The sequence below is a fragment of the Pseudomonas sp. Z8(2022) genome, assembly GCF_025837155.1.
In the GTDB taxonomy this organism is placed as follows: Bacteria; Pseudomonadota; Gammaproteobacteria; order Pseudomonadales; family Pseudomonadaceae; genus Aquipseudomonas.
In genome coordinates, this window is sequence record NZ_CP107549.1 from 3,541,247 (window position 1) to 3,566,050 (window position 24,804).

At 62.8% G+C, this 24,804-nt stretch carries 27 protein-coding genes; 11 read left to right on the forward strand and 16 right to left on the reverse strand.

What is annotated here, in order from left to right; all coding sequences use genetic code 11:
- Positions 1 to 246 precede the first annotated feature (246 nt).
- The 8 genes from hisG to OEG79_RS16995 form a co-directional block, all read right to left on the reverse strand.
- The gene (gene hisG, locus OEG79_RS16960) at positions 247 to 882 is read right to left on the reverse strand and encodes an ATP phosphoribosyltransferase (protein ID WP_264146118.1); all 636 of its coding nucleotides are present in this window, start codon (positions 880 to 882) and stop codon (positions 247 to 249) included.
- 69 nt (positions 883 to 951) lie between these two features.
- On the reverse strand, positions 952 to 2,217 hold the full coding sequence (gene murA, locus OEG79_RS16965) for a UDP-N-acetylglucosamine 1-carboxyvinyltransferase (protein WP_264146119.1): 1,266 nt from the start codon (positions 2,215 to 2,217) through the stop codon (positions 952 to 954).
- A 22-nt stretch (positions 2,218 to 2,239) separates the two neighbouring features.
- Positions 2,240 to 2,479, reverse strand: a complete 240-nt coding sequence (locus OEG79_RS16970) for a BolA family protein (protein WP_003459267.1) — start codon at positions 2,477 to 2,479, stop codon at positions 2,240 to 2,242.
- A gap of 117 nt (positions 2,480 to 2,596) precedes the next feature.
- Positions 2,597 to 2,905 (reverse strand): lipid asymmetry maintenance protein MlaB, encoded by a 309-nt coding sequence (locus tag OEG79_RS16975; protein WP_264146120.1) that lies wholly within the window; start codon positions 2,903 to 2,905, stop codon positions 2,597 to 2,599.
- Positions 2,902 to 3,534 carry a phospholipid-binding protein MlaC gene (locus OEG79_RS16980; protein WP_264148742.1) on the reverse strand — a complete coding sequence of 211 codons (633 nt, stop codon included), beginning with the start codon at positions 3,532 to 3,534 and terminating at the stop codon, positions 2,902 to 2,904. The genes OEG79_RS16975 and OEG79_RS16980 overlap by 4 nt, the downstream gene beginning before the upstream one ends.
- Before the next feature lie 14 nt (positions 3,535 to 3,548).
- The gene (gene mlaD / locus OEG79_RS16985) at positions 3,549 to 4,019 is read right to left on the reverse strand and encodes an outer membrane lipid asymmetry maintenance protein MlaD (RefSeq protein ID WP_264146121.1); all 471 of its coding nucleotides are present in this window, start codon (positions 4,017 to 4,019) and stop codon (positions 3,549 to 3,551) included.
- Positions 4,019 to 4,816, reverse strand: coding sequence for a lipid asymmetry maintenance ABC transporter permease subunit MlaE (mlaE, locus tag OEG79_RS16990; RefSeq protein ID WP_264146122.1), 798 nt, complete (start codon positions 4,814 to 4,816; stop codon positions 4,019 to 4,021). The genes mlaD and mlaE overlap by 1 nt, the downstream gene beginning before the upstream one ends.
- A complete protein-coding gene (locus OEG79_RS16995) occupies positions 4,816 to 5,625 on the reverse strand; it encodes an ABC transporter ATP-binding protein (protein ID WP_264146123.1) in 810 nt (269 codons plus the stop codon). The genes mlaE and OEG79_RS16995 overlap by 1 nt, the downstream gene beginning before the upstream one ends.
- A 242-nt stretch (positions 5,626 to 5,867) precedes the next feature.
- Here OEG79_RS16995 and OEG79_RS17000 point away from each other — a divergent pair, with 242 nt between their 5' ends.
- The 10 genes from OEG79_RS17000 (at position 5,868) to OEG79_RS17045 (ending at position 12,849) form a co-directional block, all read left to right on the forward strand.
- Positions 5,868 to 6,842, forward strand: coding sequence for a KpsF/GutQ family sugar-phosphate isomerase (locus OEG79_RS17000; protein ID WP_264146124.1), 975 nt, complete (start codon positions 5,868 to 5,870; stop codon positions 6,840 to 6,842).
- Entirely contained in the window at positions 6,842 to 7,363 is a 522-nt protein-coding gene (locus OEG79_RS17005) for a KdsC family phosphatase (protein WP_264146125.1), read from the forward strand. The genes OEG79_RS17000 and OEG79_RS17005 overlap by 1 nt, the downstream gene beginning before the upstream one ends.
- An 8-nt stretch (positions 7,364 to 7,371) precedes the next feature.
- Positions 7,372 to 7,938, forward strand: a complete 567-nt coding sequence (gene lptC / locus OEG79_RS17010) for an LPS export ABC transporter periplasmic protein LptC (RefSeq protein WP_264146126.1) — start codon at positions 7,372 to 7,374, stop codon at positions 7,936 to 7,938.
- Positions 7,925 to 8,464: a lipopolysaccharide transport periplasmic protein LptA gene (lptA, locus tag OEG79_RS17015; protein WP_264146127.1), complete on the forward strand. Its 540-nt coding sequence runs from the start codon at positions 7,925 to 7,927 to the stop codon at positions 8,462 to 8,464. The genes lptC and lptA overlap by 14 nt, the downstream gene beginning before the upstream one ends.
- The gene (gene lptB / locus OEG79_RS17020) at positions 8,464 to 9,189 is read left to right on the forward strand and encodes an LPS export ABC transporter ATP-binding protein (protein WP_264146128.1); all 726 of its coding nucleotides are present in this window, start codon (positions 8,464 to 8,466) and stop codon (positions 9,187 to 9,189) included. The genes lptA and lptB overlap by 1 nt, the downstream gene beginning before the upstream one ends.
- A gap of 135 nt (positions 9,190 to 9,324) precedes the next feature.
- On the forward strand, positions 9,325 to 10,818 hold the full coding sequence (locus OEG79_RS17025; RefSeq protein ID WP_264146129.1) for an RNA polymerase factor sigma-54: 1,494 nt from the start codon (positions 9,325 to 9,327) through the stop codon (positions 10,816 to 10,818).
- 99 nt (positions 10,819 to 10,917) lie between these two features.
- Entirely contained in the window at positions 10,918 to 11,226 is a 309-nt protein-coding gene (hpf, locus tag OEG79_RS17030) for a ribosome hibernation-promoting factor, HPF/YfiA family (RefSeq protein ID WP_264146130.1), read from the forward strand.
- 12 nt (positions 11,227 to 11,238) lie between these two features.
- Positions 11,239 to 11,703 (forward strand): PTS IIA-like nitrogen regulatory protein PtsN, encoded by a 465-nt coding sequence (ptsN, locus tag OEG79_RS17035; RefSeq protein ID WP_264146131.1) that lies wholly within the window; start codon positions 11,239 to 11,241, stop codon positions 11,701 to 11,703.
- Between the two features lies 1 nt (position 11,704).
- On the forward strand, positions 11,705 to 12,562 hold the full coding sequence (gene rapZ, locus OEG79_RS17040; RefSeq protein WP_264146132.1) for an RNase adapter RapZ: 858 nt from the start codon (positions 11,705 to 11,707) through the stop codon (positions 12,560 to 12,562).
- Between the two features lie 14 nt (positions 12,563 to 12,576).
- A complete protein-coding gene (locus tag OEG79_RS17045; protein WP_264146133.1) occupies positions 12,577 to 12,849 on the forward strand; it encodes an HPr family phosphocarrier protein in 273 nt (90 codons plus the stop codon).
- A gap of 54 nt (positions 12,850 to 12,903) precedes the next feature.
- On the opposite strand, the gene pmbA is transcribed toward OEG79_RS17045, so the two are convergent.
- Positions 12,904 to 14,250: a metalloprotease PmbA gene (gene pmbA, locus OEG79_RS17050; protein WP_264146134.1), complete on the reverse strand. Its 1,347-nt coding sequence runs from the start codon at positions 14,248 to 14,250 to the stop codon at positions 12,904 to 12,906.
- 126 nt (positions 14,251 to 14,376) lie between these two features.
- Between pmbA and yjgA the strand changes: the two genes are divergently transcribed.
- Entirely contained in the window at positions 14,377 to 14,895 is a 519-nt protein-coding gene (gene yjgA, locus OEG79_RS17055; protein ID WP_318840822.1) for a ribosome biogenesis factor YjgA, read from the forward strand.
- A gap of 12 nt (positions 14,896 to 14,907) precedes the next feature.
- On the opposite strand, the gene tldD is transcribed toward yjgA, so the two are convergent.
- From tldD to mreC, 7 genes are all read right to left on the reverse strand, one after another.
- Positions 14,908 to 16,350 carry a metalloprotease TldD gene (tldD, locus tag OEG79_RS17060; RefSeq protein WP_264146135.1) on the reverse strand — a complete coding sequence of 481 codons (1,443 nt, stop codon included), beginning with the start codon at positions 16,348 to 16,350 and terminating at the stop codon, positions 14,908 to 14,910.
- 2 nt (positions 16,351 to 16,352) lie between these two features.
- Positions 16,353 to 17,201 (reverse strand): carbon-nitrogen hydrolase family protein, encoded by an 849-nt coding sequence (locus tag OEG79_RS17065; protein WP_264146136.1) that lies wholly within the window; start codon positions 17,199 to 17,201, stop codon positions 16,353 to 16,355.
- 49 nt (positions 17,202 to 17,250) lie between these two features.
- On the reverse strand, positions 17,251 to 21,066 hold the full coding sequence (locus tag OEG79_RS17070) for a YhdP family protein (protein WP_264148743.1): 3,816 nt from the start codon (positions 21,064 to 21,066) through the stop codon (positions 17,251 to 17,253).
- A gap of 23 nt (positions 21,067 to 21,089) precedes the next feature.
- Positions 21,090 to 22,547, reverse strand: a complete 1,458-nt coding sequence (rng, locus tag OEG79_RS17075; RefSeq protein ID WP_264146137.1) for a ribonuclease G — start codon at positions 22,545 to 22,547, stop codon at positions 21,090 to 21,092.
- A gap of 93 nt (positions 22,548 to 22,640) precedes the next feature.
- Positions 22,641 to 23,243, reverse strand: coding sequence for a Maf family protein (locus OEG79_RS17080; RefSeq protein ID WP_264146138.1), 603 nt, complete (start codon positions 23,241 to 23,243; stop codon positions 22,641 to 22,643).
- A gap of 49 nt (positions 23,244 to 23,292) precedes the next feature.
- Complete coding sequence (gene mreD, locus OEG79_RS17085; RefSeq protein ID WP_264146139.1) at positions 23,293 to 23,781, reverse strand: rod shape-determining protein MreD; 489 nt, start codon at positions 23,779 to 23,781, stop codon at positions 23,293 to 23,295.
- Entirely contained in the window at positions 23,781 to 24,716 is a 936-nt protein-coding gene (gene mreC, locus OEG79_RS17090; protein ID WP_264146140.1) for a rod shape-determining protein MreC, read from the reverse strand. The genes mreD and mreC overlap by 1 nt, the downstream gene beginning before the upstream one ends.
- Positions 24,717 to 24,804: the final 88 nt, after the last annotated feature.

Here is a 24,804-nt window from a genome sequence, read left to right on the forward strand (position 1 = left end):
GGTAAATCTCAGGCGCCGCAAGCGGACGGTTGAAAACTACCTGCGTTGCCGGTACGTCGTTGAAACAGGCTCGGAATGCTCATTTACAGCTCGTAGACTCCGCTTCCTCGCCTGTTTTTGCCTAGCACCGACTGCCTCGGATACGTTTTGCAACGGTCCGCTAGAGTAGCAAGCCCACCGTGCGGGCACCTGAGAATTTGGCTATGACACGGATAGGCTGCCGCGACCAGAAGTCGCGGTGAGGCGTCAGCCTTGGTGTCGCGCCTCGACGGCACCACGCAGGGTTTCGATCAGCGCCTGGATGCGCGCGTGCTGCATCTTCATCGAAGCCTTGTTGACGATCAGTCGCGAGCTGATGGTCGCGATCAGCTCCTGCGGTTCCAGACCGTTGGCACGCAGGGTGTTGCCTGTATCGACCACATCGATGATCTTGTCGGCCAGGCCAACCAGCGGAGCCAGTTCCATGGAGCCGTACAGCTTGATGATATCGACCTGACGCCCCTGCTCGGCGTAGTAGCGCTTGGCGACGTTGACGAACTTGGTGGCCACGCGCAGGCGACCTTTCGGCTCCGACGCACCGACCTTGCCGGCGGTCATCAGCTTGCACTTGGCGATCTGCAGATCCAGCGGCTCGTAGATGCCCTGACCGCCGTACTCCATCAGCACGTCCTTGCCGGCGACCCCCAGGTCGGCAGCGCCATGCTCGACATAAGTGGGCACGTCGGTGGCACGCACGATCAGCAGGCGCACGGCATCCTGAGTGGTGGGGATGATCAGCTTGCGGCTCTTGTCCGGGTTCTCGGTCGGCTCGATGCCGGCCGCGGCCAGCAATGGCAGGGTGTCATCGAGAATGCGGCCTTTGGACAGGGCGATGGTCAACATGAAACGGTTTCCTTGAACGGAAGCGGCCGCTCCGACAGGGAGCGGCCCGACGACAACGAACGCAGGCGATCAACCCGGAACGCGGCGGATCTTGGCACCGAGCAATTGCAACTTCTCTTCGATGCACTCGTAACCACGGTCGATGTGGTAGATGCGATCGATCAGCGTGTCGCCCTCGGCCACCAGTGCGGCCAGCACCAGACTCGCCGAGGCGCGCAGGTCGGTCGCCATCACGGGCGCGCCCTTGAGCCTCTCGACGCCTGTGACCACGGCCGTGTTGCCTTCGACCAGGATGTTGGCGCCCATGCGCAGCATCTCGTAGACGTGCATGAAACGGTTTTCGAAAACGGTCTCGATGATGGTGCCGGTGCCTTCGGCCACGGCATTCAGGGCAATGAACTGCGCCTGCATGTCGGTGGGGAATGCCGGGTACGGAGCGGTACGCAGGTTGACCGCCTTCGGGCGCTTGCCCTTCATGTCCAGTTCGATCCAGTCCGGACCGGTGGTGATCTCGGCACCTGCTTCCTGCAGCTTGGCCAGCACGGCCTCCAGGGTCGACGGATCGGCATCCTTGACCCTGACGCGACCACCGGTGACGGCAGCAGCAACCAGATAGGTACCGGTTTCGATACGGTCGGGCATCACGTTGTAACGCGCGCCATGCAGGCGCTCGACGCCGTCGATGATTATGGTGTCGGTACCGGCGCCCTGGATCTTCGCACCCATGGCGATCAGGCAGTTGGCCAGGTCGACCACTTCAGGCTCGCGCGCCGCGTTTTCCAGCACGCTGCGGCCCTTGGCCAGGGTCGCGGCCATCATGATGTTCTCGGTACCGGTCACGCTGACCACATCGAAGAAGAAGTGCGCACCGCGCAGGCCACCCTCCGGCGCCCGAGCCTTGATGTAACCGCCTTCGACATCGATGATCGCGCCCATGGCCTCGAGGCCACGGATGTGCAGGTCGACCGGGCGCGAGCCGATGGCGCAACCGCCCGGCAGTGCCACTTCGGCTTCACCGAAGCGCGCGACCATCGGGCCGAGCACCAGGATCGAGGCGCGCATGGTCTTGACCAGTTCGTAAGGCGCCACCAGGGTCTTGATCGCGCGAGCGTCGACTTCCACCGACAATTTCTCGTCGATCACCGGTTCGATGCCCATGCGACCGAACAGCTCGATCATGGTGGTGATGTCGTGCAGGTGCGGCAGGTTGCAGATGGTAACGGGCGCGTCACCCAGCAGGGTCGCGGCCAGAATCGGCAGTGCAGAGTTCTTCGCACCGGAAATGCGGATTTCGCCATCGAGGCGAGCGCCGCCGGTAATGATCAGTTTATCCATAGGAATCTCGTCGCCCGCAGGCTCAGGAACGCGCGGCCCAATCGGCCTGGCTGAAGAATTTCATGGTCACTGCGTGGATGCTGCCATCGGCGATCCAGGCATTGAGGTGGGCATAGATCTGCTGCTGACGCTTGACCGGGCTGAGGGCGGCCAGTTCGTCGCTGATCAGGTTGAGCTGGAAATTGCAGCCTTCGCCTTCGACTTCCACCTGGGTATTCGGGAGTTTTTCCTCTAGGAGGCTTTTTACTTCTGCAGCCTGCATGCTCGACCTCGACTGACGCATTCGGGCACCGGCGCCCACGGGTCGGCCATCATACAAAAAAGCCTCCCGCCTGCGAACCCCGCCAGCAGCGGCGCTGACGGAACGACGGGAAGCACTTCACTGTTGCAGCGGCAGCAATTCGAGCAGACCACTGACCTGGGCGATGTCACGCATGTCGGCGGGCAGCGCAATGATCGACAGTTCCCGGCCGGCCTTGCGCGCATCGCGAATGAAGGCGAGCAGCAACGCCAGACCGACGCTGCTGGACTTTTCCACCGCACTGCAGTCGAGCGCCAGACGCGTAGCGCTGCTGGCAGCGATCAGCCGCGCACCCTGCTCGCGCAGCTTCGGACCGGTGCTGTAATCCAGCACGCCGGCCAACTGCAGCTGACCGGCGGCGCGTTCGGTAATGCTGGCCTGACTCACGACTCGCCCCGAGCCTGACGCGCCCTGGCCACGGTATCGGCCCAGGTATCGATGACCTTGTCCAGATCGTTGCGATGGTTCTGCATCGACTGGGCGAACTGGTCACGGAACAGCTTGCCGACGTTGATGCCGTTGATCACCACGTTGCGCAGTTTCCAGCCGCCATCGATCGACACCATGGTGTAGGACAGCGGATAGACCACACCCTTGCCATCGCGGATTTCCATGCCCACGGAGGTACGATCATCCTCACTCTTGCCCGTGGCCGGCAGTACGCGAATGTCCTGGTTGTCGTACTCGAGCAGAGCGTTGCCATAGAACTGCATCAGGCTACGCTTGAAGTTTTCCTGAAAGCGGCTCATCTGCTCGGGCGAGGCCTGGCGCGAATAGCGCACCGTCATCACGCCACGGGAAATGCCGTCGACATCGACTACGGGACCGAGAATCTCGTTGAGCGAGTCATAGAAAGCATTGGGATCGCTGCGGTAGTGCTCCTTGTTGGCCTTGAGATCGGCCAGCAGGGTATCGGTGGTCTGCTGCACCACCTCATGGGCGCTTGGCGCAGCAACAGCCAGCAGCGGCATGGCGGCCAGCAACGCTAGCAGGGAATTACGCACGGTCTTGAACATCACCAGAGCCCTCATCAGTTGGCTTCGTCTTTATTGACCGAATTGAGCAGGAATTTGCCAATCAGGTCTTCCAGCACCAGCGAGGACTGCGTGTCGTGGATGGTGCCGCCATCCTTGAGCACCTCCTCGTCACCACCAACGCTGATGCCGATGTACTTCTCGCCGAGCAGACCTGCCGTCAGGATCGACGCCGTGGAATCCTCGGGCAGATTGTCGACGCTGCCATCGAGTTCCAGGGTCACCCGGCCCATGTAGCTGTCGCGATCCAGATCGATGGCGGTGACCTTGCCGATGCTCACACCGGCCATGGTTACCTTGGCGCGCACGGTAAGCCCGGCGATATTGTCGAAGTAGGCGTACACCTTGTAGGTATCACCCGCGCTGCCGACGCTCAGGCCGCTGACGCGCAGGGCCAGCAGCAGCAGGGCCAGCACACCGGCCATGAGGAACAGGCCGACACCAATCTCCAGCGTGCGGTTTTGCATCAGAAGTCTCCAAACATCAAAGCGGTCAAAATGAAATCCAGGCCAAGCACGGCCAGCGAGGCGTACACCACGGTGCGCGTGGTCGCGCGACTGATGCCCTCGGAAGTGGGTTCGCAATCGTAGCCCTGGAATACGGCGATCCAGGTCACCACGAAGGCAAAGACGATGCTCTTGATCACGCCATTGAGCACATCGTCATAAAAGGAAACGCTGTTCTGCATGTTGGACCAGAACGAGCCTTCGTAGACGCCCAGCCAGTCCACGGCAACCATCGCCCCGCCCCAGATGCCGACGACACTGAAGATCATCGCCAGCAACGGCATGGAGATGAAACCGGCCCACAACCGTGGCGCAACGATGTACTTGAGCGGATCGACGCCGATCATCTCCAGGCTGGAGAGCTGCTCGGTGGACTTCATGTTGCCGATCTCGGCGGTCAGCGCCGACCCCGCACGCCCGGCGAACAGCAGCGCGGTCACCACCGGACCCAGTTCCCGCAGCAGAGTCAGCGCAACCATCTGCCCGACCGCCTGCTCGGAACCGTAGCTGACCAGAATGTTGTAGCCCTGCAGGGCCAGCACCATGCCGATGAAGATGCCGGAGACGATGATGATCGCCAGCGACATCACGCCGACTGAAAACAGCTGCTTGATCAGCAATTGCAGCGGCTTGCCGGCGCGGCTGCGACCGAACAGTGCGCCCAAGAGGAACAGCACCGAACGCCCCAGCGTCGCGACCACATCGATACCCGCACGACCGAACAGACGCAGCTGCTCGATCGGTGAATTTCTGCGCATCAACCTCTCCCCAACAGATCTTCGCGATAATCCGGCGCCGGATAATGGAATGGCACCGGCCCGTCCGGACTGCCCTTCATGAACTGACGAATGCGCGGGTTGTCCGACTCCATCAGTTCGGCCGGCGTGCCATGCCCCAGCACCTGAGCATCACCCACCACATAGATGTAGTCGGCGATGCTGGCGGTTTCCGCCAGGTCATGGGATACCACCACGCTGGTGATCCCCAGCGCATCATTGAGCAGACGGATCAGGCGCACCAGCACTCCCATGGCGATGGGGTCCTGACCGACAAACGGCTCGTCGTACAGCAGAATCTGCGGATCGAGGGCAATGGCACGGGCCAGCGCCACACGGCGCTTCATACCGCCGGACAGTTCGTCCGGCATCAGATCCAGCGCACCGCGCAGACCAACGGCCTGCAGCTTCATCAGGACGATGTCGCGAATCATCTCTTCAGGGAGCTTGGTGTGCACGCGCAGTGGAAACGCCACGTTCTCGAACACGTCGAGATCGGTGAACAGCGCACCACTCTGAAACAGTACGCCCATCTGCTTGCGCACATCGAACAGCTCGTCCCGCGAGAGCTTCGGCAGGCTGACATCATTCACGCGCACATCACCCGCAGAGGGGCGCAGCTCCGCTGCAATCAGACGCAACAAGGTCGTCTTGCCACAACCGGAAGGGCCCATGATGCCCGTGACCTTGCCACGCGGGATACGGATATCGACCTTGTCGAAAATCGACCGGGTACCGCGCTGAAAGCTGACGCCCTGCAACTCGATCGCGTACTCGTGCTCGGCGCTCATCTGAACTCCTTGAAAATCAGGCCTTCCTTGCGGACGCCGCCTCCCGATGCGGGGACACGCGCCGGCCAGAGGGGGCCAAAATGGCGGCGAACTATAGCACTGGCTGAACATGCCGCCCAATAGCGCCACGATACGGCGTTCAGACTTGAGACAGTTTCGAAAGGGCGTGCGCACAGCAAAGGTGAGCGCGGACAGCTTTTCTCGTTATAATCGCGGTCTTTTTCGCCTGACAGCTCAGTCCAATGAACCAGACCCGCGACCTGATTGATTCCGCGCAACGCACCATTCGCCTCGAACTTGAAGCGGTACAGGAGCTGTTGCCCCGCATCAATGCCGATTTCATCAAGGCCTGCGAGCTGATTCTGAACTGCAAGGGCCGCGTGGTCGTGGTCGGCATGGGCAAGTCCGGACACATCGGCAACAAGATCGCCGCAACCCTGGCCAGCACCGGCACCACGGCATTCTTTGTCCACCCGGCCGAGGCCAGCCACGGCGACATGGGCATGATCACCCGGGACGACATCGTCCTGGCACTGTCCAACTCGGGCTCAACCGCCGAAATCGTCACCCTGCTGCCGCTGATCAAGCGCCTCGGCATCCGCCTGATCAGCATGACCGGAAACCCCGACTCACCACTGGCCAAGGCCGCCGAGGTCAACCTGGATGCACGTGTTTCGCAGGAAGCCTGCCCTCTGAACCTGGCGCCGACCTCCTCGACCACCGCCAGCCTGGTGCTGGGCGACGCCCTGGCCATTGCCCTGCTGGAAGCACGCGGCTTCACCGCCGAAGATTTTGCATTCTCCCACCCGGGTGGCGCCCTCGGCCGCCGCCTGCTGCTCAAGGTGGAGAATGTCATGCATCAGGGCGATGCGCTGCCACGCGTACGCCGCGGCACCAGCCTGCGCGAAGCCCTTCTGGAGATGACCCAGAAAGGCCTGGGAATGACCGTGGTGCTGGAGCAGGACGGTCGCCTGGCCGGCATCTTCACCGACGGCGACCTGCGTCGCACCCTGGACAAGGGCATCGACGTGCGCCAGGCGCTGATCGACGAAGTCATGACGCCGCACGGCAAGACCGCACGCGCGGACATGCTCGCAGCCGAGGCCCTGAAGATCATGGAAGACCACAAGATCAACGCCCTGGTGGTGGTCGACGATCAGAACAACCCGGTCGGTGCCCTCAACATGCACGACCTGCTGCGCGCGGGGGTGATGTGATGAGTGACCTGCTGCAACGCGCCCGCGCGGTAAAACTGGCGATCTTCGATGTCGACGGCGTGCTCACCGATGGCCGTCTGTACTTTCTCGAAGACGGCAGCGAATTCAAGACCTTCAACACCCTCGACGGCCACGGCATCAAGATGCTGATCGCCTCGGGCGTACGCACGGCCATCATCAGCGGACGCAAAACTCCGGTGGTCGAACGCCGCGCCAACAACCTGGGCATCCAGCACCTGTTCCAGGGACGTGAAGACAAGCTCGTCGTTCTCGACGGCCTGCTCGCCGAACTCGGCCTAAGCTATGAACAGGTCGCCTATCTGGGCGATGACCTTCCGGATCTTCCGGTCATCCGCCGAGTCGGTCTGGGAATGGCTGTGGCCAGTGCCGACAGTTTCGTGCGCCAGCACGCCCATGGCGTAACCCAGGCACGCGGCGGCGAAGGTGCGGCGCGCGAGTTCTGCGAACTGATCATGCGTGCCCAGGGCACCCTGGATGCGGCCCAGGCCGCCTACCTGTAGAGAACAGCATGCCGCGTAAAATCCTCAACACCTTGATCTTTGCCCTGATTGCAGTCGTGGTGGCTGCCCTGGGCTACTGGAACCTCGCTCCGGACAGCGCCCGCGTAGTCCAGCAGAGCAGCGATGACAATGTCGTCGATTTCTATGTCGTCGGCGCGCGCACCGTGCAATTCCAGGATGACGGCAAACTGCACTACCGGATGACCGCGGAGCGGCTCGAACACATCAAGAGCACCGACATCACCCTGATCGAAACCCCCAAACTGGATCTCTATCGCGGCACCGACCTGCCATGGCAAGTGACCAGTCAGCGTGCCGAGGTTTCTCCAGGCGGCGTCGAGGTAGAACTGATCGACGATGTGCGCATTGCCCGCACCGACGCCAAGAACCGTCCGACCATCATCACCAGCAGCCGCATGACCGTTATTCCCGAGAAGGAATATGCGCAGACCGAGCAAGCCGTTAGAATCGTCGCGGCCAACGGGGTGACCACGGCACAAGGAATGAAAGCGTACTTGAATGACGGCAGGATGCTCCTGCAGTCCAACGTAAGAGGCCAGCATGAGGTTCGTTAACACCCTCCCCCTGATTTTCAGCCTCGGCGCCGCATTGGGAAGCGCGACGGCCTGGGCACTGCCATCGGATCGCGATCAGCCGATTCGCATCCAGGCTGACAGTGCAGAACTGGATGACAAGCAAGGCGTAGCCGTGTACCGCGGTGACGTGATCATCACCCAGGGCACCCTGAAGATCACCGGTGACACCGTGACCATCACCCAGACCGCCGGCGGCGATATCGATGTGTTCACTTCGGTGGGCAACCTGGCCTACTACGAGCAGAAGCCAGCCGTGGACAAGGACATCGTCAAGGCGTACGGCAGGACCATCCAGTACTTCGCCAGCAACGAGCGCATCGTACTGATCGACCAGGCCAAGGTGATCCAGGAAGGCAATACCTTCGAAGGCGAGAAGATCGTCTATGACACCCGCCGCCAGATCGTCAATGCCGGTCGCGCCACGGGCGGCAACGTCAGTACGCCGCGCCCGCGCATCGACATGGTCATCCAACCGAAGAACAAACCCGCGGATCAGCAGCAGTAATGGCCATTCTCAAAGCCCAACACCTGGCGAAAAGCTACAAGAGCCGCCAGGTCGTGCGTGATGTCAGCCTGAGCATCGAAAGCGGGCAGATCGTTGGTCTGCTCGGCCCCAACGGTGCCGGCAAGACAACCTGCTTCTACATGATCGTTGGCCTGGTGCGTGCCGATCAGGGCCGCGTACTGATCGACGACCTGGATGTCAGCCATCAGCCCATGCATGGTCGTGCTCGCGCCGGCATCGGCTACCTGCCGCAGGAGGCTTCGATCTTCCGCAAGCTGTCGGTGGCCGACAACATCATGGCCATTCTCGAAACGCGTAAGGATCTGGACCGCGCAGGACGTCAGGCAGAGCTGGAAAACCTGCTGCAGGAGTTCCATATCCACCACATCGCCGACAGCCTCGGCATGAGCCTGTCCGGTGGCGAGCGACGCCGCGTGGAGATCGCCCGCGCCCTGGCGACCAACCCCAAGTTCATCCTCCTCGACGAACCCTTCGCCGGTGTGGACCCGATTTCGGTGGGCGATATCAAGCAGATCATCCATCACCTCAAGACCAAGGGCATCGGCATCCTGATCACCGATCACAATGTCCGCGAGACCCTGGATATCTGCGAGACCGCCTACATCGTCAATGATGGACGGCTGATCGCCGAAGGCGATGCCGAAACCATCCTGGCCAACCAGACAGTGAAAGAAGTCTATCTGGGCCACGAGTTCCGCCTCTAGATCGTCGCGGTTCCGCCACAGAAATAGTGCAACCCCTAGGCAAGAACAAGAAATTCAGGCATATAATTTGCTTCCTGGCGGCGCTTCGGCGCCCTGATGTGGAAGGCGTAACTCGCCAGTAAATTAAGGTCTGCAATGAAACCATCGCTAGTCCTCAAGATGGGCCAGCAGCTGACGATGACCCCGCAGCTGCAACAGGCTATCCGCCTCCTCCAACTGTCGACCCTGGACCTGCAGCAGGAAATCCAGGAGGCGCTGGAATCCAATCCCATGCTCGAGCGCCAGGAAGACGGCGACGACTTCGACAACAGCGATCCGATGGCCGATGGCGCCGAAAGCGCCACCCCTGCCCCGAGCAAGGAAGAGAGCTACCAGGAAACCAACCCGACAGTAGACAACCTGGAAGACGGCGAGTGGGGTGAACGCATCCCCAACGAGCTGCCGGTCGATACCGCCTGGGAAGACATCTACCAGACCAGCGCCAGCAGCCTGCCCAGCAACGACGATGACGAGTGGGACTTCACCACCCGCACTTCCAGCGGCGAGAGCCTGCAGAGCCATCTGCTCTGGCAACTGAATCTGGCCCCCATGTCGGACAAGGACCGGCTGATCGCCGCCACCCTGATCGACTGCATCAATAACGACGGTTACCTCGAGGAAACCCTCGAGGAAGTGACCGAGTCCTTCGATCCCGAGCTGGATATCGAGCTGGACGAAGTGGAAGTCGTGCTGCATCGCATCCAGCAGTTCGAACCTGCGGGTATCGGTGCCCGCGACCTGCGCGAATGCCTGCTGCTGCAGTTGCGCCAGCTGCCTGCCAGCACACCCTGGCTGAGCGAGACACAGCGCGTCGTCGGCGACTATCTGGAGCTGCTCGGCAGCCGCGACTACGCCCAGCTGATGCGCCGAACCAAGCTCAAGGAAGAAGAACTGCGCCAGGTCATCGATCTGATTCAGAGCCTCAATCCGCGCCCGGGCTCGCAGATCGAATCCAGCGAACCGGAGTACGTCGTGCCGGACGTGATCGTGCGCAAGCACAACGATCGCTGGCTGGTGGAACTGAATCAGGAAGCCATGCCGCGCCTGAGGGTCAATCCGCAATATGCCGGCTTCGTAAAACGCGCCGACTCCAGCGCCGACAACACCTTCCTGCGCAATCAGCTGCAGGAGGCCCGCTGGTTCATCAAGAGCCTGCAGAGCCGCAATGAAACGCTGATGAAGGTCGCCACACAGATCGTCGAACATCAGCGTGGTTTTCTCGACTACGGTGACGAAGCGATGAAACCGCTGGTACTGCACGACATCGCTGAAGCCGTGGGCATGCACGAGTCGACCATTTCACGTGTCACCACGCAGAAATTCATGCATACCCCGCGCGGTATTTACGAGCTGAAATACTTCTTCTCCAGCCACGTCAGCACCTCCGAAGGCGGCGAATGCTCGTCCACCGCGATCCGCGCAATCATCAAGAAACTGGTTGCCGCGGAAAACGCGAAAAAGCCATTGAGTGACAGCAAGATCGCTGGTTTACTGGAGGCACAAGGCATCCAAGTCGCCCGTCGGACGGTCGCCAAGTATCGCGAATCCCTCGGCATTGCGCCCTCCAGTGAGCGCAAGCGACTGATGTAAGCCAGATCGACTGAAAGCCATTGGCTTTCAGGCCAAAGTGTTCCGGCGGCGGGTCGAGCCTGACTCGCCTCTTACACAAGGCAACAAGGAGAAAGCGGTATGCAAGTCAACATCAGTGGACATCAGCTGGTTGTGACCGACGCCCTGCGTGACTATGTCGGCGAGAAACTGGGCCGACTGGAACGCCACTTCGACAAAATCACCAATGTTCAGGTGACCATGGAGGTCGAAAAGCTCAAGCAGAAGATCGAAGCCACCTTGCATGTTGCCGGCGGCGAAGTCGTCGCCAATGCCGAACATCAGGACATGTACGCAGCTATCGACCTGTTGGTCGATAAACTCGACCGTCAACTCATCAAGCACAAGGAAAAGCAGCTCGAGCGTCTGCAAGGCGCAACAGTCCGCTGACATTCCCAATCCATGATCCGACTTGAAAATATCCTGACCCCCGGCCGTTCCCTGGTGAACGTGCCGGGCGGCAGCAAGAAACGCGTGCTTGAACAGATCGCCAATCTGGTTGCGCGCGATCTGCCCGACCTGGATGCCCAGGACATATTCGAAAGCCTTATCGCCCGCGAGAAGCTCGGCTCCACCGGCTTCGGCAACGGCATTGCCATTCCCCACTGTCGCCTGGCCGGCTGCACTGCACCGATCAGCGCGGTATTGCACCTCGAAACCGCTGTCGACTTCGACGCCATCGACGGCGCACCGGTCGACCTGCTGTTCGTCCTGCTGGTGCCGGAGGCGGCAACTGACGCGCATCTCGAACTGCTGCGCCAGATCGCCAGCATGCTCGACCGCCAGGATGTACGCGAACGTCTACGCCAGGCCAACAGTGGCGAAGATCTCTATCAGGTTGTGGTGGACATTCAGAACGGTCAATGACATGCGCCTGATCATCGTCAGCGGTCGCTCGGGCTCGGGCAAGAGCACCGCCCTCGATGTACTTGAGGACAACGGTTTTTACTGCATCGACAATCTGCCGGCCGGCTTGCTGCCGGACCTCGCCGAGCGCTTCCTGCCGCACAGCGACCTGTTGCTGCCGCAGGTAGCCGTCTCCATTGATGCACGCAACCTGCTGAGTCAGCTCAAGCGTTTCCCGGAACTGCTCGAAGAAGTGCGCAAGCGCAACATTCGCTGCGACGTACTCTACCTCGACGCCGAAGACGAGACGCTGCTCAAGCGTTTTTCGGAAACCCGCAGACGCCATCCGCTGACCAACGACAACCGCTCGCTGGCCGAGGCCATCGCCTACGAAAGGCAGTTGCTGGCGCCGATCACTGATCGGGCCGATCTGAAGATCGATACGACCCGCCTGAACCTCTATCAGCTGCGCGATACGCTCAAGCTGCGCCTGCTCGGCCAGACGCAGACCGGGACTGCCTTCCTCGTCGAGTCGTTCGGTTTCAAACGCGGTATGCCGGTCGATGCCGATCTGGTGTTCGATGCACGTTGCCTGCCCAACCCCTATTGGAAACCTGAACTACGCGACTATTCCGGCCTGGATCAACCCGTGGTCGACTACCTGGCGGCGCAACCGGAGGTCGAGGAGATGTATCAGGATATCCTCGTCTACTTGGAAAAATGGCTGCCGCGTTTTGCCGCCAGCAACCGCGCCTACGTCACCATCGCCATTGGTTGCACCGGGGGTCACCACCGCTCGGTCTATCTGGCCAATCGCCTGAGTCAGGCACTCAAAGATTTGCTGAAGAATGTCCAGGTGCGTCACCGCGACCTCAGCTAAGGAGCCATGCCGCGATGCCCGCACGTGAGATCACCATCATCAACAAGCTCGGTCTGCATGCCCGCGCCGCGGCGAAGTTCGTCGGCGTGGCGAGCACCTACCCCTGCCAGGTACGCATTGGTCGCAGCGCCGAAAGCCTGGTGGACGGCAAGAGCATCATGGCAGTCATGATGCTGGCTGCCGGCAAAGGCACCAATGTACATCTGCTGACCGAAGGCGAGCAGGACGAAGAAGCGATGGCCGCCCTGGTGGGGCTGATCGAAAACTACTTCGACGAAGGCGAGTAATACCTTCCGCCAAAACAAAGGCCACCTGCGGGTGGCCTTATCGTTACTGCCGCCTCAACTGCCGGCGACGGTCATCCTCTCGATCAACACCGAGCCGGTGCAGATATTGCCGCGCCGCTCCAGGTCGCAACCGACCGCGACGATCTGGCGGAACATGTCACGCAGATTGCCGGCGATGGTTACCTCCTGCACCGGGAACTGGATCTCGCCGTTCTCCACCCAGAACCCCGCCGCGCCACGGGAATAGTCGCCGGTTACCAGATTCAGGCCCTGGCCCATCAGCTCGGTCACCAGCAAGCCACGCCCCATGCGCCGAATCAGCGCCTGCTGATCCTCATCGCCATGTGTGACGAACAGGTTGTGCACGCCGCCGGAGTTGGCGGTGCTCGGAAGCCCCAGCTTGCGTCCGGAATAGGTACCGAGCACGTATGACACCAGTTCGCCCTTCTCCACGAACGGCTTGGCGTATGTGGCCAGACCATCGCCATCGAAAGCCGCACTGCCCAGGGCACGCGGCAGATGCGGACGCTCGTCGAGGCTCAGCCACTCGGGGAACAGACGCTGGCCGAGCGCGCCTTCGAGGAAGGACGAATGACGATAGAGATTGCCGCCGGAGATTGCCGCCAGCAGGTGACTGAACAGACCGCCGGCGAGCTCGGCTGCGAACAGGACCGGCACCTCGCAGGTTGGCACCGGACGCGCACCAAGCCGGCTGACAGCGCGATCGGCAGCACGCCGACCGATACCGGCGGCATCGGCCAGCAGTTCCCCCTGGCGATTGACGTCATACCAGTAGTCGCGCTGCATCTGCCCTTCGCCTTCGGCGATCATCACGCAGCTCAGGCTATGTCGGGTGCTGGCATAGCCCCCTACGAAACCATGGCTGTTGCCATACACGCGGCAACCCTGATGGGTGTTGAGACTGGTGCCGTCGGCGTTCTTGATACGGGAGTCAGCAGCGAACGCGGCCGCCTCGCAGGCCAATGCCCGCTCGACCGCCTGCTCCGGGGTGATCGACCAGGGGTGATAGAGATCCAGCTCCGGCAGATCGCGCGCCATCAGTGCCGCGTCGGCCAGACCGGCGCAATCATCCTCGCTAGTGTGTTTGGCGATCGCCAGGGCGGCCGCCACGGTCTCGCGAATGGCCTCGATACCGGTTGCCGAAGTACTGGCCGAGCCCTTGCGCTGCCCCACATACAGGGTGATGCCGAAGCCCTGGTCGCGATTGAATTCGACGGTCTCCACCTCACCCTGGCGTACGGTGGTGGACAATCCCTGACCTGCCGAGACGGCCACTTCGCAGGCACTGGCGCCCTGGCGCCTGGCCTCGGCAAGGATCGACTCGACCTGCTCCTGCAGAGCGTGCAGGGCCTGCGGCCCGATGCGTTCAACTTCACTCATAACCACTCCCGATTCTCTTGGCGCAGCCCTGCCAACGGAGTCCAGGGCCTGCTCTCGACTGCAGGCCAAGGGCCGGCAATCACGGTTACTGCTATCATGGCGGCGTTTCCCTCTGGACCCCACCCCATGTCTGATTCCTATGACGACTTCTCGCTGGAGAAGAGCAAATCCCAGGTCAAGCGCGAACTGCATGCACTGCAGGAGCTCGGTGAGCGTCTGACTGCGCTCAAGCCGGACCTGCTGGCGAAGATGCCGCTGACCGACGCACTACGGCGCGCCCTGGCCGAAGCGCCGAAACACACTGCCAATGCCGCGCGCAAACGCCATATCCAGTTCATCGGCAAGCTGATGCGCGAACAGGATGTCGAGGCGATCGTCGCCATGCTCGATCAGGTGGACAGCTCCACCCGCGAGTACAACGAACGCTTCCATGCCCTCGAGCGCTGGCGCGACCGCCTGATCGGCGAAGGCGACAGCGCTCTGGAAAGCTTCGTTGAGCTTTACCCCGAAGCAGACATCCAGCATTTGCGCGGCCTGGTCCGTCATGCCCAGCACGAAGCCGCGCGCAACAAGCCGCCGGCCGCTGCACGCAAGGTGTTCAAATACATCCGCGAGCTCGACGAAATCCAGCGCGGCCTGCGCTGAGTCGGCAGCGCCTCAGGCACCGGTGCCGCCGACGGTGATCGCGTCGATCTTCAGCGTCGGCTGACCGACACCGACCGGCACCGACTGGCCATCCTTGCCACAGGTGCCGACGCCACTATCCAAAGCCAGATCATTGCCGACCATGGACACCCGGCTCATGGCTTCAGGGCCGTTGCCGATCAGCGTGGCACCTTTCACTGGCGCAGTGATCTTGCCGTCCTCGATCAGGTAGGCCTCACTGGTAGAGAAGACGAACTTGCCGCTGGTGATATCCACCTGACCGCCGCCGAGATTGGCGCAGTAGATGCCCTTCTTCACCGAACGGATGATTTCCTCCGGGTCGCTCGCGCCGGCCAGCATATAGGTGTTGGTCATACGCGGCATGGGCAGGTGCGCATAGGACTCGCGCCGACCATTGCCGGTAGCGGCCACGCCCATCAGCCGTGCGTTGAGCTTGTCCTGCATATAGCCCTTGAGCACACCGTTCTCGATCAGCGTGGTGCACTGGGTCGGTGTACCTTCGTCATCGACGCTGAGCGAGCCGCGACGGCCGGCCAGGGTGCCATCATCGACGATGGTGCACAGGCTCGACGCAACCTTCTCGCCGATCTTGCCGCTATAGGCGGAACTGCCCTTGCGGTTGAAATCGCCTTCCAGGCCGTGGCCAACGGCTTCGTGCAGCAGCACGCCGGACCAGCCCGCGCCCATCACCACGGGCATGCTGCCGGCAGGCGCAGCGATGGCCTCGAGGTTGACCAGTGCCTGACGCAGCGCCTCGCGGGCATAGCCCATGGCGCGGTCCTCATCGAGGAAGTAGCGGTAGTCGGTACGCCCGCCGCCGCCATGCCCGCCACGCTCGCGGCGGCCGTTCTGCTCGACGATGACGCTGACGTTGAAACGCACCAGCGGACGGATATCGGCGCTCAGACTGCCGTCATGGGCCGCCACGAGAATGCGGTCCCAGACGCCGGCCAGGCTCACCGTGACCTGTTTGATGCGCGGGTCGAGCGCCCGCGTGGCACGGTCGATACGCTGCAGCAACTCCACCTTCTCGGCGCGGTTCATGACGTCCAGCGGGTTGCCTTCGGCGTAGAGCTGAGTCACCTGCGGGCTGACAAATGCCTGTACCCGACCCTGCTGGCCGGCGCGGGAAATCGAGCGTGCAGCCTGCGCGGCCTGGGTCAGAGCGTCGAGACTGATAGCGTTGCTGTAGGCGAAGCCGGTTTTCTCGCCGGACTGGGCGCGTACGCCAACGCCCTGATCGAGGTTGAAACTGCCTTCCTTGACGATGCCATCCTCGAGAACCCAGGTTTCCGAGACCTGGCTTTGGAAGTACAGATCAGCGGCATCGATGCCGGGACCTGCGACTTCACCCAGCACGGCACTGAGGCTGTCGAGCGTCAGGTTACCGGGCGCTAGCAGGTGCTCGCTGACGGATTGCAACATCGTATTCATGGTCACTCCACAACGACCGGACGCGGAGCGTCCGATAAAAAGAATCGGCGGTGCTGCTGCACCGGCATACGTTGGCGAATGGCCGCCTGGTCGGCGGCGTCGCGGGCGGCCAGCAACGCGGCCTCCCCTTGATCCTGCTCGACCAGCACGCGGCCCCAGGGATCGATGATGGCCGAATGGCCAAAGGTCATGCGCTGCCCCGGGTGCTCGCCACCCTGCCCGGCCGCCAGCACATAGCACTGGGTTTCGATGGCACGGGCGCGCGTCAGCACCTGCCAGTGCGCCGCGCCGGTAACAGCAGTGAAGGCCGCCGGCACACTGATCAGCTCGGCCCCCGCCTCACGCAGCGCACCGAACAGTTCGGGAAAGCGCAGGTCGTAACACACGGTCAGACCCAGGCGTCCTACCGGCGTGTCCGCCACCACCACGCGCTGGCCATGGGCAAAATCGTCGGACTCGCGATAACGACCAGTGCTGTCGGCTACATCGACATCGAACAGGTGCAGCTTGTCATAGCGAGCCACGCGCTCGCCCTGATCGTCGATCAGCAGCGAGCAGGCGTGCGGTTTGCCCTCGGCATCGTCGTCCGGCGGCAGCGGCAGGGTACCGGCCACTATCCATAAACTGAGGTCACGCGCGGTCCGTTTCAACCAGGGCAGAATCGGCCCTTCACCCAGGGCCTCGGCACGGCCGATGGCGGCGAGGTCACGACGCCCCATGGCGGCAAAGTTCTCCGGCAGCACGGCCAGACGTGCGCCGCCCTGGGCGGCGCGCTCCAGCATACGGCGAGCCAGGCGCAGGTTGGTTTGCACGTCGTCCTGACTGACCATCTGGATTACAGCGAGATTCATGGCGGCACTCATCGGTTGTCGTCACAACAGCCTACGCCAAGACGCACTGTCATTGCGGTTTTTCGAAAGGCTTGTCGAAAGTGATTTCCGGATCCTGCAGCGGGCCCTTGACGTCGTACTGCACGCTGGCGAAACGGGCCACCTTGTCTCCGAGCAACTTGTCCGCCACAAACAGCGCGCCACCAATGGCCGGCGCGCCGACGATCAGCGCCGCCAGCGGCAGGTTGTTGGTCACCGGCAGGGTCACCAGCAACTTGGCATCGACGCGCTCGTCACGCATATCCAGATTGCCGTTGAGCTCCAGATTGCTCGAAGGCCCGGTCATGGTGATGGGCTCCCGAGTCACGAACAGGCCATTGGTTGCCTGCAGATTGCCCTTGACCCGGTCATAACTGAGCCCCTTGCCCAGCAGGTCGGAAAAATCCAGACGCAGGCGGCGGCCGATGGAGTTGAAATTGAGCAGACCGAACACACGCAGTGCCTGAGCTGAGCCCTGTACTTCAACAAACTGGCCCTTGCGCAGCGAGGGATCGAGATTGCCGGAGAGGCGCTTGAAGGAGAACCAGGCTGGCGAACCGGGCCAGTTGCCATCGACATCGACACGGAAACTTTCGCTGGTCACGCTCGGGGCGAAATCCCAGGCTTGGAGGACTGCACCGAGGTCCTTGCCCTGCAGGCGCCCCTTGTACCAGCTGCGCGTATTGCCCGGGGTGCCTCGCCAACCGGCACTGCCGCCGATCTTCAACCCCTGCAGATCGAGATCGAGTTCGTCAAAACGCACGCCCTGGGCTTCCGGGCGCACCTTGAGCGACCACGCACCCAGCACCTTGTCGCCACGCTCTACACGCTGAATGCTGATATCCAGCGACGGTATCTGGCCGGGATCGAAGTCGGCCAGCGGATCAGGCGCATCGGCGACCTTTTCGGCATCGGGGTCCGGCGCCGGCAGACGCACATGCTGCAGGCCGACCCGAATCGGCATCCCCTCGGCGTCGGGCAGCAGCACGCGACCGGCCGTCAGCTCACTGTCGATCTGCACGGCCCAACCCTGACCTTCGCGTTCAAGGCTGACGGCCACTTGGTCGACCTCCTGACCGAAACCGCGGAAGCGCCCGATATCCAGTCGCGCACTGCGCAGCAGGCGCTGGCTGTCGGCGTCTACTTGTATCGGATGACTGCTGCCGAGCTGCTTCCAGGCCTCCAGATCCAGTTCTTCCAGACGTCCCCGCACACGCAGGCCCTTGCCTGGCGGCAGGCCGGCAGCACCACCGCCGAGCACAAGTTCTCCGCGGCCGTCAGCCAGTGCTCCGGCAGGAGCGGCCAGGTTCAAACTGGCCAGATCGCCATAGTCCGCCCAGTAACGGCGCTCGCGCCCGGCGAAAGTCATGCGCCAGCTGGCAGCACGCTCCTGCGCTGCCGGCTTGCCGAACGGCGGCGGCAGATCGATGGCAACCCCGCGCAGGTTGGAATCGACACGCAGCTTGCTGTCGTCGCCATCCAGGGTCAGGTTCAGGCGGTAAGGCAGCAGGCCGCTGACGGGGAGTTTCCGCGGACCACCCAACCACTGGCTTAGCGTATCGACCTGCACCTGACCACGCAGATCGAACACCGTACGTGCCTGTCCGCGCGCGCCCTCGGCGCTGATCTTGCCGCTGACCTGACGTCCGAATACCTCGGCGCGTACCTGCGGAGCGCTCAACCCCTTGGCGCTATCGAAGCGAAACGCGCCCTGCACCTTGCTCAGTTGCAGATTCGGGTTGGGCAGCCTGAGGCTGGCATCCTCGGTGGCGAAATCCACCACGACACCCGGTTTGCCACCCTTCTGCAACGGAATATCCAGCTGCAGCTTTCCGGCCAGCGGGCCTTGGCCCTGCCAGCCGGCAAAGATATCCGACGTCCCCAACGGTGCTTCCTGCAGCAGCCTGATCGCATCGCCCAGGCTGCTCTGCACCTCGCCCTCGAGCAGCAGCCGCGGAGGCTTGCCGTCGTGCAGCAGAGGAATGTTGGCGGTAACGTCATTGACCTGGCTGTCCAGCAGACGCCCACTCTGCAAGCGCACGCGCACCGCATCGTCCTCGATCAGCACCTCGCCTGCACCCTCACGCAGCGAGGGCCAGCCAGGTTGAAATGCCAGCTCGGCATCCCTGACCTTGAAGAACAGACTCAGGCTGCGCGCGCCCAGCGGCGCCCCCTTGTTCAGCGAGCCCTGGAACTGGAAATAGCCTTCCTCGACCTGGCCTGCGCGAATCGCCGTCTTCAACCAGTGATCGAGTTCCGCACTCATGCCGGTTGAAAGGCTCGGCAGGTACTTCTCGGTATAGGCCGCATCGCCATCACTCAGGCCGACGCGCAGATCCATGTAGTCTTCAGCCTCGGGATCGCGCAGCAGGCGAATCAGCATGTCGCCGGCGATCTGTCCCTCTTCACCATCGATGCGTATGTAGGGGCTGCGCAGGGTCAGGCCGGTTTCGCTCCAGTCCCAGCTCAAGCGCGCCTGAGCATGGCGATAGCGCCAGGGCTTGGGAAACAGCTGGTCAAAATGCAGGGCGAAGTCCTCGGCATTCAGGCGCAACTCGCCCTTGAACATGTTGCCCGAGGCGCTGCCGCTGACATTCTCGGCTGCGGGCGCCCCCTGATAGGCCTGGATACCCACCTTGTTCAGATTGGCGGCAAACTGCAGGCGCTCGGCGCCCTCCCGCTGCGGGTAATAGTCGAGCAACAGGTTGCTCACCGCGCCGACCGGGGCCAGCGCAACCAGTACCTCGCGGGCATGGTCGGGCATTGGCACCAGCGCCTCCACCAGTGGCGCCCAGGCAGCGAGATCGAGACGATCGGCCGACAACACCCAGCGCTCGTCGGCCTCGCCGACTTCGGTCTGCCTCAGGTTCAAGTGCAGCTCGCCGATGCGCCGTTCGCCATGGGTCAGGGCCAGGGAGTCGATCTGCGCACGCACGCCCTGCCTGCCCCGGTCGAAGAAGGCGTTGAAAGCCACATCCTTCAAGGTCACGGGCGCTTGCCGGGCCTGACCGCCAACCAGCTCGGGGGCATGCAGGCGCACGGCTCCCTTGCGCAGAGCCAGTCCGCGCCCTTCCAGCCAAAGCTCACCGCCGGCCTGCAGGTGCTGCACCCGCCAGTCGCCGAACAGTGATTTCGGCAGCCAGGTTGCCCAGTCACTCTGCGGCAGGCTCAGATAAAGTTGCGACTCGGCCTCGCGCCAGGTCTCCGGCTGCATGCGCGTACGCAGGTTCAGCGCCACCGGTTGGCCGTCGGGCAGCAGCAGGCGGCCATCGAGACGCTGACTGTTGCTGCCGTAACGCAGGCTCAGGTTGACGTAGCTGAGCAGCAGCGGTTCCCGCTCGAGCGGCTGAACCACCACACGGCTGTCGAGCAGGCTGATGCGATGCACGACCTGCAGTTGCTTCAGCAGCTGCTGGACATCCGGTGCGGGGCCTTCGCGTCGTGGCAACCCCTGCAAATGCCAGTTGCCTTCGGCGGTCTGCTGCACGTTCAGTTGCACACCGTCGAACTGCAGATGGGCGATACGTGGCTGGCGTGCCATCAGGCTCGCGCCCACGTCCGGCACCAGTTGCACACGCTCCAGGCTCAGGCCTTCACCTTCTTCATCGCCCAGACGCACATCATGTGCTACCAGCAGCGGCGCGAACCTCTGCCAGCGCCCCTCGAGACGGCCAATGCGTACCGGTACGCCCAGTTGCGCGCTGGCGCGATCCTCCAGTTCGAGGCGGTACTCAGCCACCAGCGGTACCAGTTCGCGCCCGAGGCTGACGTACAGCGCGGCCAGCACCAGCACGGCGGCACACAGCCCCAGCCCCCAGCGCAGCAGCGCCGAGAACAGACGCGCCAGTGCGCCCTCGGTGCCCGCCGGGCTCAGAGCAGCACCACGTCGTACTGTTCCTGGGAATACATGGTTTCCACCTGGAACTTGATGGTACGTCCGATAAAGGCTTCCAGATCGGCGACGTTGCCCGACTCCTCATCGAGCAGGCGATCGACCACCTTCTGATTGGCCAGCACGCGATAGCTTTCCGCCTGATAGGCGCGCGCCTCACGCAGAATCTCGCGGAAGATCTCGTAGCAGATGGTCTCGGCGGTCTTCAACTTGCCGCGACCCTGGCAGGCCGTGCAGGGCTCGCAAAGGATCTGTTCGAGACTCTCGCGGGTGCGCTTGCGGGTCATCTGCACCAGGCCGAGCTCGGTGATGCCGATGATGTTGGTCTTGGCATGGTCACGCTCGAGCTGTTTCTCCAGAGTGCGCAGGACCTGGCGCTGATGCTCTTCATCTTCCATGTCGATGAAGTCGATGATGATGATGCCACCCAGGTTGCGCAGACGCAGCTGGCGGGCAATGGCGGTGGCCGCCTCCAGATTGGTCTTGAAGATGGTCTCTTCCAGGGTGCGATGACCGACGAAGGCGCCGGTATTGACGTCGATGGTGCTCATCGCCTCGGCCGGGTCCACCACCAGATAGCCACCGGACTTGAGCGGCACCTTGCGCTCCAGCGCACGCTGGATTTCATCCTCGACACCGTACAGATCGAAGATCGGCCGTTCCCCCGGGTAATGCTCCAGACGATCGGCAATTTCCGGCATCAGCTCGGCGACGAACTGGGTGATCTTCTGAAAGGTTTCCCGCGAGTCCACACGAATCTTCTCGGTACGCAGGCTGACCAGGTCACGCAGGGTGCGCAACGCCAGGGACAGATCCTCGTAGATCACCACCGGCGCCTTGGCATTCTGGATCTGCGTGCCGATCTGATCCCACAGGCGACGCAGATAACGGATGTCGATCAGAATTTCATCGGCACCTGCCCCCTCGGCAGCGGTGCGCAGAATAAAGCCACCGGCTTCCTCGATGCCCTCGGCGGCCACGCAATCGGCCACCACCTGCTTGAGGCGGTCACGTTCGGCTTCATCTTCGATCTTCAGGGAAATGCCGACATGGCTGGTACGCGGCATGTACACCAGGTAGCGCGACGGGATCGACAGCTGAGTGGTCAGCCGCGCACCCTTGCTGCCAATGGGATCCTTGGTGACCTGCACCACCAGGCTCTGTCCCTCGTGCACCAGCGCGCTGATCGGCTCCACCGCGGCACCTTCGCGGGTGGAAATTTCCGAAGCATGGATGAAGGCTGCGCGCTCCAGGCCGATATCGACGAAGGCCGCCTGCATGCCGGGCAGAACGCGAACGACCTTGCCCTTGTAGATGTTGCCGACGATGCCGCGCTTCTGCGTGCGTTCGACGTGCACTTCCTGCAGTACGCCGTTTTCCACCACGGCCACGCGCGACTCCATCGGCGTGATATTGATCAGAATCTCTTCGCTCATGCATCCATCCTGGTGATCATGCCGGCCGGGCCACTACCCCGTCCCGCGGACTCAAGCTTTCAACCCCCCCACCGGCGTTGCCGTCGCCAGGCCCTAGAGGTGCCCTCGCGCCGGCAGCTGCCAACAGGCAATACCGAATTCGCCGAGTAGCTCGGCTGTTTCGCACAGAGGCAGGCCGACCACCGCCGAATAGCTGCCCCGCAACTGGTTGACGAACACGGCCGCCAACCCCTGGATACCATAACTGCCCGCCTTGTCACATGGTTCGCCGCTGGCCCAGTAGGCCTCGATTTCCGCGTCGCTGATGGCGCGGAAGCTCACCTCGCTGCTGACCACGCGAGCCGCCTCGCGCCCACCACCGACCAGCGCCACGGCTGTCAGCACCTCATGACTGCGCCCCGACAGGGCTCGCAGCATGGCGCGCGACTCGGCGAAATCCGCCGGCTTGCCAAGAATGCGCCCATCCAGCACCACAGCGGTATCGGCGCCCAGCACCACCGCATCGGCAGGCTCGCCCAAGGCACGCAGACCGGCACGCGCCTTTTCCCGCGCCAGACGCTCTACATAGGCAGCTGGCGGCTCGTCTGGCAACGGATTTTCATCTATCGAGGCGATTTGCGTGACGCATGGCACAGCAATCTGGGCCAGCAATTCACGGCGACGGGGCGAGGCGGAGGCCAGAAACAGCTCGGCCATGCGGGTATCTCCCTTGGCGAACCGCGGCAGGGCGTACGCCAGGCCGCGTTTAATTGACGTTGAGGCGCAGGTGCAGACCACGCAGGATGGTGCAGACCCAGGGCCACAGCAGAGCGCTGACCAGCGCCGGCAAGATGAAGGCCAGGGTCGGCGGACGGCTGCCGGTCAGGGCGTTGAGCCACAGCTGCACCAGCTGGGCGAGGCCGAACACCACCATCAGCACCATGCTCTGCTGCCACATGGGGAACATGCGCAGGCGCTGGTGCAGGCTCAGCACCAGGAAGGTGATCAGGGTAAGGATCAGCGCGTTCTGCCCGAGCAGCGTGCCGAACAGCACGTCCTGCGCCAACCCGAGCACCCAGGCCGTGGTCAGGCCGACACGGTGCGGCAGGGCCAGCACCCAGTAGGTGAGAATCAGGGCGACCCATAGCGGACGGCCGATCTGCATGAACTCGAGCAGCGGCGCAACGCTGAGCAGCAGCGCGAAGGCCAGGCTCAGCCAGATCACCCAACCGTTACGTGACGTTACGCCGACCATCAGTTCGCCTCCTGTGCGGGAGCATCCGCGGCTGCGGCGGGAGGCGCCTGCTGCTCATCCTCCGCCTGCTCGGCCTGGCGATCGGCCGCTTCCTGCGCCTCGGCCGAATCCGCGGCGCGCTGCTCGGGGCTGCGACGATCAGAGAACACCAGCAGCAGATGACGACTGCGATTGAGCGCCGCGGTTGGCGTGGCGCGAACGATGGCGAACGGCTGGCCGGAATCGTGAATGACTTCCTTGACCGTGGCCACCGGGTAGCCCGCCGGGAAGCGCTGGCCCATGCCGGAACTCACCAGCAGATCGCCTTCCTTGATATCGGCGGTATCGGCGACGTGGCGAAGCTCCAGGCTCTCCGGATTGCCTGTGCCGACCGCGATGGCGCGCAGGCCGTTGCGGTTGACCTGCACCGGAATGCTGTGGGTGTTGTCGGTCAGCAGCAGCACGCGCGAGGTGTACGGCATGACCTCCACCACCTGCCCCATCAGGCCGCGCGCATCGAGCACCGGCTGTCCGATGAACACGCAGTTCTTTCTGTTCTCGTCAACGCAGTCCTTCTCGCCCTTGTCGATCAGGATGCGATGAGTATAGGGGTTGGGGTCGACACCGATCAGTTCGCTGACCAGCACTTCCTCGTCCACCAGCGCTGCGGAGTTGAGCAGCTCGCGCAGGCGCACGTTCTGCTCGGTCAGGGTCGCCAGTTTCTGCAGGCGGCGCTGCAGCAGCAGAGCTTCGGCCTTGAGCTTCTCGTTCTCGGCCATCAGCTCGCTGCGCGAGGAAATCTGCTGGGTCGCACCTTCCCAGGCACGCACGGGCAGTTCGGCCACTTCGTACAGCGGCGTCAACACCATACCCATCAGACTGCGCACGGGCTTGAGCGTATCGAAGCGGGCATCGGCCACCATCAGCACTGCCGACAGCACGGCAAATACCAGCATTCGAATGCCCAGCGAGGGACCTTTGGCGAAGAGCGGCTTAATGGGCTGCTCCTTGTGCGCCGCGAGGGCGAAAAGCGCGCGAATTCAT